General features: G+C 67.5%; 17 protein-coding genes. 4 read left to right on the forward strand and 13 right to left on the reverse strand.

Features of this window, described 5'->3' with window-relative positions; translation table 11 throughout:
* Nucleotides 1-60 precede the first annotated feature (60 nt).
* Both lipP1 and ABTW65_RS12970 read left to right on the forward strand, forming a co-directional pair.
* The gene (gene lipP1, locus ABTW65_RS12965) at nucleotides 61-975 is read left to right on the forward strand and encodes a LipP1 family hormone-sensitive lipase (RefSeq protein WP_350660608.1); all 915 of its coding nucleotides are present in this window, start codon (nucleotides 61-63) and stop codon (nucleotides 973-975) included.
* 93 nt (nucleotides 976-1,068) lie between these two features.
* Entirely contained in the window at nucleotides 1,069-2,409 is a 1,341-nt protein-coding gene (locus ABTW65_RS12970) for a cytochrome P450 (RefSeq protein ID WP_350660609.1), read from the forward strand.
* A gap of 21 nt (nucleotides 2,410-2,430) precedes the next feature.
* On the opposite strand, the gene ABTW65_RS12975 is transcribed toward ABTW65_RS12970, so the two are convergent.
* The 6 genes from ABTW65_RS12975 to truA form a co-directional block, all read right to left on the reverse strand.
* The gene (locus tag ABTW65_RS12975; protein ID WP_350660611.1) at nucleotides 2,431-2,805 is read right to left on the reverse strand and encodes a hypothetical protein; all 375 of its coding nucleotides are present in this window, start codon (nucleotides 2,803-2,805) and stop codon (nucleotides 2,431-2,433) included.
* Nucleotides 2,806-3,133: 328 nt separating this feature from the next.
* The gene (locus tag ABTW65_RS12980; RefSeq protein WP_350660613.1) at nucleotides 3,134-3,667 is read right to left on the reverse strand and encodes a hypothetical protein; all 534 of its coding nucleotides are present in this window, start codon (nucleotides 3,665-3,667) and stop codon (nucleotides 3,134-3,136) included.
* A gap of 212 nt (nucleotides 3,668-3,879) precedes the next feature.
* Nucleotides 3,880-4,320: a hypothetical protein gene (locus ABTW65_RS12985; protein ID WP_350660615.1), complete on the reverse strand. Its 441-nt coding sequence runs from the start codon at nucleotides 4,318-4,320 to the stop codon at nucleotides 3,880-3,882.
* A 90-nt stretch (nucleotides 4,321-4,410) separates the two neighbouring features.
* Complete coding sequence (locus ABTW65_RS12990; RefSeq protein ID WP_350660617.1) at nucleotides 4,411-4,782, reverse strand: hypothetical protein; 372 nt, start codon at nucleotides 4,780-4,782, stop codon at nucleotides 4,411-4,413.
* Nucleotides 4,783-4,858: 76 nt separating this feature from the next.
* A complete protein-coding gene (locus ABTW65_RS12995; RefSeq protein WP_350660619.1) occupies nucleotides 4,859-5,476 on the reverse strand; it encodes a class I SAM-dependent methyltransferase in 618 nt (205 codons plus the stop codon).
* Nucleotides 5,460-6,326: a tRNA pseudouridine(38-40) synthase TruA gene (gene truA, locus ABTW65_RS13000; RefSeq protein ID WP_350661247.1), complete on the reverse strand. Its 867-nt coding sequence runs from the start codon at nucleotides 6,324-6,326 to the stop codon at nucleotides 5,460-5,462. Before truA ends, ABTW65_RS12995 begins: the two co-directional genes overlap by 17 nt.
* Nucleotides 6,327-6,394: 68 nt before the next feature.
* Between truA and ABTW65_RS13005 the strand changes: the two genes are divergently transcribed.
* Together ABTW65_RS13005 and ABTW65_RS13010 are read left to right on the forward strand one after the other, a co-directional pair.
* Entirely contained in the window at nucleotides 6,395-7,342 is a 948-nt protein-coding gene (locus ABTW65_RS13005; RefSeq protein WP_350660621.1) for a ketopantoate reductase family protein, read from the forward strand.
* 153 nt (nucleotides 7,343-7,495) lie between these two features.
* Nucleotides 7,496-8,080, forward strand: a complete 585-nt coding sequence (locus tag ABTW65_RS13010; protein WP_350660623.1) for a hypothetical protein — start codon at nucleotides 7,496-7,498, stop codon at nucleotides 8,078-8,080.
* 47 nt (nucleotides 8,081-8,127) lie between these two features.
* Here ABTW65_RS13010 and rplQ read toward each other — a convergent pair whose 3' ends face one another.
* From rplQ to infA, 7 genes are all read right to left on the reverse strand, one after another.
* Nucleotides 8,128-8,640 (reverse strand): 50S ribosomal protein L17, encoded by a 513-nt coding sequence (gene rplQ, locus ABTW65_RS13015; RefSeq protein ID WP_350660625.1) that lies wholly within the window; start codon nucleotides 8,638-8,640, stop codon nucleotides 8,128-8,130.
* A 74-nt stretch (nucleotides 8,641-8,714) separates the two neighbouring features.
* Complete coding sequence (locus ABTW65_RS13020) at nucleotides 8,715-9,731, reverse strand: DNA-directed RNA polymerase subunit alpha (protein ID WP_008361061.1); 1,017 nt, start codon at nucleotides 9,729-9,731, stop codon at nucleotides 8,715-8,717.
* A gap of 149 nt (nucleotides 9,732-9,880) precedes the next feature.
* Entirely contained in the window at nucleotides 9,881-10,489 is a 609-nt protein-coding gene (rpsD, locus tag ABTW65_RS13025; RefSeq protein ID WP_141806200.1) for a 30S ribosomal protein S4, read from the reverse strand.
* Between the two features lie 34 nt (nucleotides 10,490-10,523).
* Nucleotides 10,524-10,925 (reverse strand): 30S ribosomal protein S11, encoded by a 402-nt coding sequence (rpsK, locus tag ABTW65_RS13030; protein ID WP_091052417.1) that lies wholly within the window; start codon nucleotides 10,923-10,925, stop codon nucleotides 10,524-10,526.
* 71 nt (nucleotides 10,926-10,996) lie between these two features.
* Nucleotides 10,997-11,374, reverse strand: coding sequence for a 30S ribosomal protein S13 (rpsM, locus tag ABTW65_RS13035; RefSeq protein WP_008361056.1), 378 nt, complete (start codon nucleotides 11,372-11,374; stop codon nucleotides 10,997-10,999).
* A gap of 151 nt (nucleotides 11,375-11,525) precedes the next feature.
* A complete protein-coding gene (gene rpmJ, locus ABTW65_RS13040) occupies nucleotides 11,526-11,639 on the reverse strand; it encodes a 50S ribosomal protein L36 (protein WP_008361054.1) in 114 nt (37 codons plus the stop codon).
* A 27-nt stretch (nucleotides 11,640-11,666) separates the two neighbouring features.
* Complete coding sequence (gene infA, locus ABTW65_RS13045; protein WP_011757309.1) at nucleotides 11,667-11,888, reverse strand: translation initiation factor IF-1; 222 nt, start codon at nucleotides 11,886-11,888, stop codon at nucleotides 11,667-11,669.
* Nucleotides 11,889-11,899: the final 11 nt, after the last annotated feature.

Raw genomic sequence — 11,899 nt, forward strand, 5'->3', positions numbered from 1 at the left:
GTCCCATCAGTAGAACGTGACGCTCGACACATTTTGGCTATTAGCGATATGACTGTCGCCATGCCTCCGCTCGACAGCCAGATCGCTGACCTGCTCACCCTCTTCGCGAAGGGCCAGCCCCTGGAGTCCTTCGACCCGCCGACGGCACGAGCGCTCTACCGTGCGTTGGGCGAGGGCATCCCACTTCCACCAGTCGGATCGGTGGAGAGCGCGGTGATCCCAGGCCCGGCCGGCGACCTGGACGTACGCATCTACCGCCCCACCACGCAGGGCCCGCTGCCCACGATCGTGATGTTCCACGGCGGCGGCTGGGTGGTCGGCGACCTCGACACCCATGAGGACCAGGCCCGCAACCTCTCCACCATCTGCGACGCCGTGGTAGTCGCGGTCGACTACCGGCTCGCCCCCGAGCACCCCTTCCCCGCCGCCTACGACGACGCGCTGGCCGCCGCTCGCTGGGTCAGTGACAACGCCGCGACGCTCGGCGGTGACGGCCGGGTCGCGGTCGCCGGCGACAGCGCGGGCGGCAACCTGTCGGCCGTGGTCGCCCAGGTCTTCCGCGCCGAGGGGCGAGAGCTCGCCGGCCAGCTGCTGATCTACCCGGCGACCGACATGACCAGCGGCTACCCGTCCTACGCGGAGAACGGCCACGGCTACTTCCTCGAGCTGCCGACGATGAAGTGGTTCTCCGACAACTACGTGGGCGACGCCGATCGCGCCGACCCGCGGCTGAGCCCGATCAAGGGCAACCTGGAGGGTCTGGCACCGGCGGTCGTGGTGACCGCGGAGTTCGACCCGCTGCGCGATGAGGGCATCGCGTACGCCAAGGCGCTGGAGAGCTCAGGGGTCCCCACGACCTACCACCACTGCGACGGACTCATCCACGGCTTCTTCGCCATGGGCCAGCACTCGCAGGCCGCACAGCTCGCGATCGAGGAGACGTGTGCGCTGTTCAGGACCGTGCTCCACGGGTGATTCGGGGCGCCCCCGAGAGGTGAGCCAAGACACACCCTCAAACCAGGGGTATTCCTGATGACCGGCGATTGACGATGGTCCAGACTGGGCCGCATGCCGATTGCTGCCCAGGTGCCCTCCTTTCTACGGGCGATGACGCGACCGCTGACGGAACGCGTCCGCAAGCTTGCCCTGCAGTTCGCGATGCGGGACAAGGAGTCGCCGATTCCCGACATCACCACGCTGCGCAAGATCCCCGAGCACCTGACCTTCCCGCTGCGCCGTGACGGCGTCGACCCGGTGCCGCTGCTCGCCGAGAGCCGCGAGCAGGCGCCGGTCACCAAGCTCGGCTCGGTGCTCGGCCTCGACATCGTCCTGGTCACCGGGCACGCCGAGTCCAAGCACGTCCTGGCCGACAAGAACGCCTACTCCAACGACATGCGCCACCTGCTCGGCACCCGCAAGCGCACCGACGCCGAGGGCATCGGTGGCCTCGGCATGACCGACCCGCCCGACCACACCAAGCTCCGCGGCCTGCTGACCCCGGAGTTCACCATGCGCCGCCTCGGTCGTCTCACCGACATGATCGACCGGATCGTCACCGACGCCCTCGACGACATGGAGTCCCACGGCCCCGAGGTCGACCTGGTCCAGCACTTCGGCTTCGAGATCCCGTTCCGGGTGATCTGCGAGCTGCTCGGCATGCCCGAGGACGTACGCGAGGAGTTCCACAAGCTCGGCATGGCCCGTTTCGACCTGTCGGAGGGTGGCGCCGGATCCTTCGGCGCCGCGACCGAGACCAGGACGTTCCTCATCGAGCAGGTCCGCCAACAGCGCGCCAACCCCGGCGACGGCATGATCGGCGAGATCATCCGCAACAAGGGCGCGGAGTACGACGACGTCGAGCTCGGCGGCCTCGCCGACGGCGTCTTCCTCGGCGGCTACGAGACCTCCGCCTCGATGCTCTCCATGGGCGCCTATGTCCTGATGCAGAACCCCGAGGCGTACGAGATCCTCCGCTCCGGCGACAGGGCCGAGGTCGACAAGGTCGTCGAGGAGCTGCTCCGCTACCTGTGCCCGGTGCAGCTCGCCTTCCCGCGGTTCGCCCGCGAGGACCACGACCTCTTCGGCGTGCCGGTCAAGAAGGGCGCCGTCGTCCTGGTCAGCCTCACGGGCGCCAACCGCGACCCCGCGGTCATGCCGAAGCCGGAGCAGTTCGACCTCCGCAACGCCGACACCATGCACTTCGCCTTCGGCCACGGCATGCACCGCTGCGTCGGCGCCGAGCTGGCCCGCATGGAGCTCCGCGCCGCCCTCACCGGCCTCGCCCGCCGCTTCCCCGACCTGGCCATGGCCACCGACGACCCCGGCGACCTCGGCTGGCGCGACCTCTCGGTCGTCTACAGCCTCGACCGCCTCCCGGTCCTACTGGCCAAGGACCCCGTCCCCGCCTGAAGGCCCAACCGCCCGAATCCATCAGCTGTCCGGATCTTGTCCCTCAGGCGTCCCGGCGACAGCGGCACCGGCCCCGGGTGCGAAGGCCAGAAGAATCACGGTGAGGGTCGGGTCGATGGCAGCTGCCGGGTACGAGAGCGCAAGGCATCCCAGCGTCACCAATCCGCTCAGCCCTGGCAGCCCGAACAACCTCGTCAGCACGAGACCGCCGCCAGCCACGACCGTCACAAAGGCGACGATCACCCACCCAAACCTGTCGAACGGGTCGCCCCAGCCCTCGAGGTTCAACACCCATCGCCACATCGGCCACGCAGCCACGGCCAGAGCCACCGCGACGATCCAGGCTGCGTACGAAAGGAGGATGGCGCCATACCAGGTGGGGTCTGATCTGCTCATGCACAGAGCGTGCTGACCGGCGTGAATCCGCGCATGAGCACACGTACTCAATTCCCCGGGCAGCCGATAGTCGGGGATCAAACGGTCGGTCTACCTGCGAGTAACCGACCGATTGATCCCCGACTACCCGAACTACCCAGGGCACGCCCAACAGTTGGCCCGGGCGAGCTCGTCGGGGGCTCCGGGTTCCAGCTCCATGGCGATCTCAGCGGGGGAGGTTCCATCGTCGACTGCGGAATGAGCGGATCGCCTGAAGCCGGGGTTGCTATCGGGGCTGAGGTACACCTCCCAGACGTCGCCGGCCCTCTGGACCCGATACTTCGCGATTTCATATCCCGCCCAGCCCATCATTCGCAAGAACCCCCACCTGAACGACGGCGATCCGGACCCGGCGCGGGACCTGTCCCAGGATCCGGCCCAGCAGCCGCCACAGGTCACGTCCGCCGAGCGACCCGATCGCCGGCGCCAGCAGAACCGGTCCGATCACGACCTTGCCGACGTCTCCCAGGAACGGCCCAAACCCCGGCGAGTCGAAGAGCATCCGTGCGAACTGCAGGTCCAGCGTCCCGTGTTGGTACGCGAGGATCACGAACGTCACGCCAAGGGTCAGCAAGGCCGGGAGAGCGACTCGCGCGATGGCGCCGGCGATCATGGTGACCGCGATCCAGAGACACGTCGTGCCCGTGACCACCAGGCCCTCGACATAGGCCCTTCGCGCCTCGTCCGGCATCCACTCCGGCCCGAGGCTGGCGAAGCGGATCTGTGCCGCGGCGGCGACCGCTACCGCGATGCCGATCAGGAAGACCGCGTACGTCTTCCCGATCTGTTTCCCCAGACCCATCACCATTTCGCCCACGTTCACGTGCGGACCCTGCCGCACCGAAGGCTCACTCCGTGCCCGATGTCACCAAACTGTCGCCGTACGTCGGTAGGCGACGCCCCTGGCCCGCGACTCCCGCCGAGTCGGCTCGTTCTAACCGAGATTCCCGTCGAGTCGGCGCGTCTTAACGCGCCGACTCAGCGGGAATCTGTGTTAGGTCGGGCCGACTCGGCGGGGTCAGACGCGGCGGGGCATTACCCCCAGGTGAGGCCAGCCACCACCAACACCAGCAACGCCGCATAGACCCCCACGCAGATCCGCTCGACGGTGGGACTCGAAGCCGCCGGAATTGCGGCCACTGCTGCGCCGACGCCAGGAGAAAGAACGAACACGGTCCACGCCAGCCGGTCATCGACAAGCATGGCCAAGGACGCCAGCCCCAAGGACCCCAGCGTGACCAAGCCACTCGCGCACGGCAGCGCGAGGACGCGGTTCAGCACCACACCGGCAACGATCCCGACGACCAGAAGCACGATGAAGGACCATACGAACGCTCCGAACCCGACCAATCCCGAATCGGTCTGCGCTTGGTGCCACAGAGGCCACGCTGCCGCCAGGGCCAACGCCCCAGCGACCAGCCACGCGACGTACGAACGGATGACGTTGCCGTGCCAGGTGGGGTCCGGTCTGCTCACCTATCGAGCCTGGCTGAACAATGCGGAAGGCACATCCGCACGGATACTCAAGTGGCTGAGGATCCGGTCCCGCCTGATCTCTCAGCCGTTTCAGCGCTGAGGCGCCGGCTCCTCAGTGATCGCCACGGCGATCCAGGGCGCCAGGACGTACGCCGGGATCGCCAGCAGCGGCAGGCTCGTCATCGGGGTAGCGATGATCACGAACGCGGCCCCGGTGCAGAACCGACCGAGCCCGAAGCGCATGCTCAGGTACGCCCCGACCACCGGCCCGATCAGCCCCACGACGACCATCACCGGCACGCTCATCAGCCGCGACAGCTCGATCCCGGAGCTCGTGACGGCAAGGTAAACAGGCAGCACCGTCACCAGGCTCAACAGCGCGGAGACGCCCCAGGCCTTGTAGGAGCGGGCCAGGCGCTGGCGGTTCGTCAGCGCGGGGGTCGTCATCGCGGGGCTGGTCATGGACGGAGTCTGGCAGCGCACCCCGCGCCACCGGCCGCGAGACGCGCGAGACGGCGGAAACCGGCATCTGGACCGTTCAGGAGCGGCGGGTCTCCAGGACGCGAAAGCCCTTGGCGCTGCCGATACGGGTGGTGGGGTAGCCCTGGTCGGTGATCCAGCGCTGCAGCGAGTCGCCGCCGAGGTTCTTGCCGACGACCATGACCGCTCGGCCGTCAGGAGCGAGACGCGGAAGCCAGGTGAGGAGCAGCTCGTGGAGGGCCTGCTTGCCGATCCGGATCGGCGGGTTGCTCCAGATCTCGTCGTAGGTCGTCTCGGGGTCGATCTCGGCGGGCACCGCGGCGCGATACCGATCACCCAGACCCAGCTTCGCCGCGTTCTCGTTGGCCAGCAGGACCGCGCGCTCGTTGACGTCGACGCCGGTGACGTACGCCTCCGGCACCGCGAGACCCAGGGCGAGGCCGATCATGCCGTAGCCGCAGCCGAGGTCGAGGACCCGAGCACCGGGCTTCAGCGAGGGCGGCTCGCTCTCCTTGAACAGCACCGAGGTGCCGATGTCGAGGCGTCCCTTGGCGAAGACCCCCGACCCCGACACCAGCGAGAGATCCATGTCCCACACGGTCGTCGAGACTGGGATCCGCTCGAAGGGCACCGACGGGTCGGCGGAGAAGTAGTGCTCGTCATCGGTCCCGGTCAAGCTCGCTCGCCTCTCTGCGATTCATGGTGCGTTCGTGCTGGGCCGCCAGCATCTCGTCGGGCGGGTACGCGACCTCTTCAAGCGTCAGACCGTTGGCCGGCGCGATCGGGATCGACGAGGACCGCGAACGCGAGGCCAGCGACTCCTTGGCCCAGGTGACGTCCTTGCGGCCCTCCCCGATCACCATCAGGCACCCGACCAGCGAGCGCACCATGGAGTGGCAGAAGGCGTCCGCGAGGACGGTCGCCTCGATGATCCCGTCGGGGCGTCGTTCCCAGCTGAGCTGGCGCAGATCGCGGATCGTGGTCGCGCCCTCGCGCGGCTTGCAGAAGGAGGCGAAGTCGTTGAGCCCGATGAGGTCGGCGGAGGCGACGTTCATCAGCGACAAGTCGAGCGGCCGCGTCCGGTAGAGCACGTGTCCGCGTTGCAGCGGGTCGACGTACGCCGGGTCGTCGACGATCCGGTAGACGTAGCGTCGCCACAGCGCCGAGAACCGGGCGTTGAAGCCCACCGGCGCCTCGACGGCGGCACGAACGCGCAGGTCGGCGGGGAGGATCCCGTTCAAGCGCCGCACCAGCGAGTCGATCGGCGACTGCTCGGACCGTCCTCGCGAGGACTCGAGCACGTCGGGGTCGATGTCGAAGTGGGCGACCTGTCCGCGGGCGTGCACGCCCGAGTCGGTACGCCCGGCGACCGTCACCCACACCTGGGACCGCTCCCCCGTCGCCGGCACCCGCAGCGCGGTCGCCAACGCGTTCTGGAGCTCCCCCTGGACGGTACGCAGCCCCGGCTGGGTCGCCCAGCCGTGGAACGTGGTGCCGTCGTAGGCGAGGTCGATCCTGATGCGCACGTCACTCATTGTCCCAGCAACACCTGCCCCGGGCGGAATGCGCGAGGGCGCTTTGCCAGACTCTGCCCATGCGCTACGTGATCTTCGGAGCAGGAGCGGTCGGCGGCGTCGTGGGCGGCCTGCTGCACAGGGCAGGGATCGACGTCACCCTGGTGGCCCGCGGCGAGCACCTCCGCGCGATCCAGGACACCGGCCTCAGCCTCGACACACCCGACGGCGTGCTCACCCTTGACGTACCCGCCGTCGCGGACGCGAGCCACGTCGCCTGGACCGAGGACACCGTTGTTCTCCTCAGCGTCAAGGGCCAGCAGACCGAGGCAGCGCTCGAGGACCTGGCGGCGTACGCCCCGCCGGCCACCCCGGTCGTCTCCCTGCAGAACGGCGTCGCGAACGAGCCGCGGATCCTGCGGCGCTTCGCCCGGACGTACGCCATCCATGTCGTCCTCCCCGCCACCTTCCTGACCCCGGGCACGGTCGTCCAGGACTCCAGCAACAAGCCCGGCATCCTCGACATCGGCCGCTACCCGACCGGCGTCGACGAGACCGCCACCGGGATCGCGAACGACCTGGTCAAGGCCGGGTTCCTGAGCGAGCCGCGCGCCGACATCATGGCCTGGAAGCACCGCAAGCTCCTCAACAACCTCGGCAACGGCATCGACGCCGCGATCGCGCCCGGCCCGAGCGACGAGGACATCTACGCCCGCTGCCTGGCCGAGGCGGAGTCGGTCCTCGCTGCCGCCGACATCAACGTCGTGACCGCCGACCAGGACCGTACTCGGCGAGCCGACCACATCACCGGACGCGCCCGTGCCAAGAACAGCTCGACCTGGCAGAGCCTCACCCGCGGCACCGGCGTCGAGATCGACTACCTCTCCGGCGAGATCGTGCTGCTCGGTCGTCTCCATGGCGTCCCGACCCCGGCCAACGAGGCCATCCAGCGCGCGGTCCACGACATCGCCCGCACGGGCGCCGAGCCCGGAAGCCTCGACGGCACCCAGTTCCTCGCCAGCCTTTGACGCCGGACGCTGAAACCCGTCGCTGAAAGGGGTGGTCAGGCGCACAGCGAGTCCGGCAGGCTGCCTGCCATGAGCCACGCCGTGCCGTCTCCCCCGCCGCCCCCGACGCCGCTGCCACCGACCCACACCACCGGGTCTGCCCCTCGATCGACCATGGCCACCACCATCGTCGTGATCGCGGCGGTGGTGATCCTGCAGATCGCGATCGCCGTCATCGGGTTCGTCCTGATGTATCTTCTCGGCGGCACCACAGCCGCCATGAACGTCATCGCCATCGTGACCATCGTGCTCAACGCGCTGCTGTACGCCGTGGTGGCAGGCGGCGCCGCAGTCATCGCCCGCACCCCGACGGGCCGGCTCCTCGGCATCGTGCTGCCGATGCTCTCCTGGCTGTTGAGCACCGTGCTCTGGCACGGCCTCGTCCAGCTGTTCCAGTTCTACAACCCGGTCGTCATCGGCCTTGTCGCGCCAGTGATTCTTCTGCTGGTCCTCGCCGGTTGGGGATGCGCCGCCTGGACCGGGCGCCGATGGCTGATCGGGCTCCCCGTCACCTATCTCCTGCTCATCGTGGTGCAGGTGCCCCTGTCCCTCGCGTTGACGCCGGCCATGGCTCTCGACGACTTCGCCGCGGCGCAGCTGCTGTCGGCCCTCTCCACCGTGGCGACGACGGTGGTCATGGTCGTCGGCGGGGTCGTCTGCTGGCTACTGGCCAGGACCGAGCAGGGCGCCGGGAAATGACAGTGGCCCGTCACCCTCGCGGGTGACGGGCCACAGTTCAGAACAGATCAGGCCTTGGCCTCGTCCTCGGTGGTCTCCGCAGCGGGAGCCTCCTCGGCAGCAACCTCGGTCTCGTCGGCGGCGGTCTCCTCGACCGGAGCCTCCTCGACGGGAGCCTCAACCGGAGCCGCGGCAGCCGGAGCGGCCTTGGTCTTCGGCTCGTAGGCCTCGTTGACGAGCTCGATCACAGCCATCGGAGCGTTGTCGCCCTTGCGGGGACCGATCTTGGTGATCCGGGTGTAGCCACCCGGACGCTCCGAGAACTGCTCGGCGATCTCGGTGAAGAGGGTGTGCACGACGGACTTGTCGCGGATGGTCTTGAGGACCTCGCGACGGTTGTGCAGGTCACCCTTCTTGGCCTTGGTGATCAGCTTCTCCGCGACGGGGCGGAGGTGCCGGGCCTTGGCCTCGGTGGTGGTGATGCGGCCGTTCTCGAACAGCGCGGTGGCGAGGTTCGAGAGGATCAGCTTCTGGTGCGCGGGCGAGCCGCCGAAACGGGCACCCTTCTTCGGGGTAGGCATCGTGCCTGCTCCTTCTCTCCGGCCGTATCAGGTACCGGGGTAGACGCCCCTCACGGGGCGGTTTTGGTGGAAACTCAGTACTGCTCGTCCTCGACGAACGCGTCGTCGTCATCGTCGCCGTAGGCGGCGAGGGCGGCGGACGGGTCGAAGCCCGGAGCGCTGTCCTTGAGGGACAGGCCCATCTCGTGCAGCTTCAGCTTGACCTCGTCGATCGACTTGGCGCCGAAGTTGCGGATGTCGAGCAGGTCCTGCTCCGAGCGAGAGATGAGCTCACCCACGGTGTGGATGCCCTCGCGCTTGAGGCAGTTGTAGGAGCGAACGGTCAGCTGCAGGTCCTCGACCGGGAGGGCGAGGTCGGCGGCGAGCTGCTCGTCGACCGGCGACGGGCCGATGTCGATGCCCTCGGCGTCGACGTTCAGCTCACGGGCCAGACCGAAGAGCTCGACCAGGGTCTTACCGGCCGAGGCGATCGCGTCACGGGGAGCGATCGACGGCTTGGTCTCGACGTCGATGACGAGCTTGTCGAAGTCCGTACGCTGCTCGACACGGGTGGCCTCGACCTTGTAGCTGACCTTGAGGACCGGCGAGTAGATCGAGTCGACCGGGATGCGGCCGATCTCGTTCTCGGCGCCCTTGTTCTGAACGGCGGAGACGTAGCCACGGCCACGCTCGACGACCAGCTCGAGCTCGATCTTGCCCTTGTCGGACAGCGTCGCGATCTTCAGGTCGGGGTTGTGCACCTCGACACCGGCCGGCGGCGCGATGTCGGCAGCGGTGACGTCACCGGCACCGGACTTGCGCAGGTACATGGTGACGGGCTCGTCGTGCTCGGAGGAGACGACCAGACCCTTGAGGTTGAGGATGATCTCGGTGACATCCTCCTTGACGCCCTCGATGGTCGAGAACTCGTGGAGGACGCCGTCGATCTTGATCGAGGTGACCGACGCACCGGGGATCGAGGAGAGCAGGGTGCGGCGAAGAGAGTTGCCCAGCGTGTAACCGAAGCCCGGCTCGAGGGGCTCGATCACGAAACGGGAGCGGAACTCCTCGACGGACTCTTCCGACAGGGTGGGGCGCTGTGCGATAAGCACTGATTTGTCCTTTCCGGGCCGACCGCTATTTGACGGACCCGAACTTCAAGGGGTGATGACGGAAGGCTGTGGGGGCGGCAAGGCCCCGGCGTACGTCTTCTGTGAAGTTTGAACGCCGGGGACTCACCGTGGTTACTGCGTGGGTCTGATCAGAGCTTCGAGTAGTACTCGACGATCAGCTGCTCCTGGACCGGGACGTCGATCTGAGCCCGGACGGGGAGCTGGTGAACCAGGATGCGCATCCGGTTCGGGACAGCCTCGAGCCAGGCCGGGACGACGCGCTCGCCGTGGGTCTCGCGAGCCACGATGAACGGGGTCATCTCCAGCGACTTCTCGCGAACGTCGATGACGTCGTGAGCCGAGACCTGGAACGAAGGCACGTTGACCTTCTTGCCGTTGACCAGGAAGTGGCCGTGAACGACCAGCTGGCGGGCCTGGCGGCGGGTGCGGGCGAAGCCGGCACGGTAGACGACGTTGTCCAGGCGGCCCTCGAGGAGCACCAGGAGGTTGTCGCCGGTCTTGCCACCGCGACGGTGGGCCTCGGCGTAGTAGGAAGCGAACTGCTTCTCCATCACGCCGTAGGTGAAGCGAGCCTTCTGCTTCTCACGAAGCTGGAGGAGGTACTCGCTCTCCTTGATGCGGCCACGGCCGTGCTGGCCGGGAGGGTAGGGGCGCTTCTCGAACGCCGCGTCGTTGCCGACAAGGTCGACACCGAGACGGCGCGACTTGCGGGTCATGGGTCCGGTGTAACGGGCCATTACTCTTCAGTCTCCTTCTATGTCTCGGTGGGGATCAAACGCGGCGGCGCTTGGGCGGACGGCAACCGTTGTGCGGGGCCGGCGTGACGTCCTGGATGGTGCCGACCTCGAGGCCGATCGCACCCAGGGAGCGGATCGCGGTCTCGCGGCCCGAGCCCGGGCCCTTCACGAAGACGTCGATCTTCTTCATGCCGTGGTCCATGGCGCGGCGGCCAGCGGCCTCGGCGGCCATCTGAGCGGCGAACGGGGTGGACTTACGCGAGCCCTTGAAACCGACGGTGCCGGCCGAGGCCCACGAGATCACCGCACCGGTCGGGTCGGTGATCGTGACGATCGTGTTGTTGAACGTGCTCTTGATGTGGGCCTCGCCCTGAGCGACGTTCTTCTTCTCCTTGCGACGAACCTTCGTCGCACCCTGTCGGGTCTTCGGAGGCATGCATTAACTCCTGTGTTGGCTGGTCTGTGAGATCGAGGCGAAAGCCGGATCAACGCGCAGAGCGCGTCGGATCACTTGGCCTTCTTCTTGCCGGCGACGGTGCGCTTCGGGCCCTTGCGGGTGCGAGCGTTGGTCTTGGTGCGCTGGCCGCGGACCGGAAGGCCCTGACGGTGGCGGCGACCCTGGTAGCTGCCGATCTCGATCTTGCGACGGATGTCAGCCTGGACCTCACGACGGAGGTCACCCTCGGTCTGGATGCCCTGGGCTTCGATCTCGTCACGGAGCTTGACCAGCTCGTCCTCAGCCAGAGCGTGCACCCGGGTGTTCGGGTTGACGCCGGTGGCCTCGAGGAGCTTCTGCGAGGTGGTACGGCCAATGCCGTAGATGTAGGTGAGAGCGATCTCCACACGCTTGTCGCGCGGAAGGTCAACACCTTGGAGGCGTGCCATTGTGTTCCTTACGTTTCATCAGAGGTGTCGGTCGGGTCGCGCCCCGGGGTGGCACCCTCGGGCTCCGGCCTCTGCTCCGGAGGTGACTTCGGACCTGATTCAGCGTCCTAGCGACTCGATGCGAATATTCAGTTGTTGCTGCGAGCTGGGCTCAGCCCTGGCGCTGCTTGTGGCGCGGGTTCTCGCAGATCACCATGACGCGGCCGTGGCGACGGATCACCTTGCACTTGTCACAGATCTTCTTCACGCTCGGGTTGACCTTCATGTCAGCCCTTTCTTGATCGTCGGCTGGTTACTTGTACCGGTAGACGATCCGACCGCGCGTCAGGTCGTAGGGAGACAGCTCCACCACCACGCGGTCCTCAGGAAGGATCCGGATGTAGTGCTGTCGCATCTTGCCGCTGATGTGGGCGAGAACCTTGTGTCCGTTGCTCAGCTCCACACGGAACATGGCGTTGGGGAGGGCCTCCACTACGGTGCCCTCGATCTCGATCACGCCTTCTTTCTTCGGCATGCCCTCTGCAA

Origin of the sequence: Nocardioides sp. NPDC127503, from assembly GCF_040302165.1 — a bacterium.
Taxonomy (GTDB): domain Bacteria; phylum Actinomycetota; class Actinomycetes; order Propionibacteriales; family Nocardioidaceae; genus Nocardioides.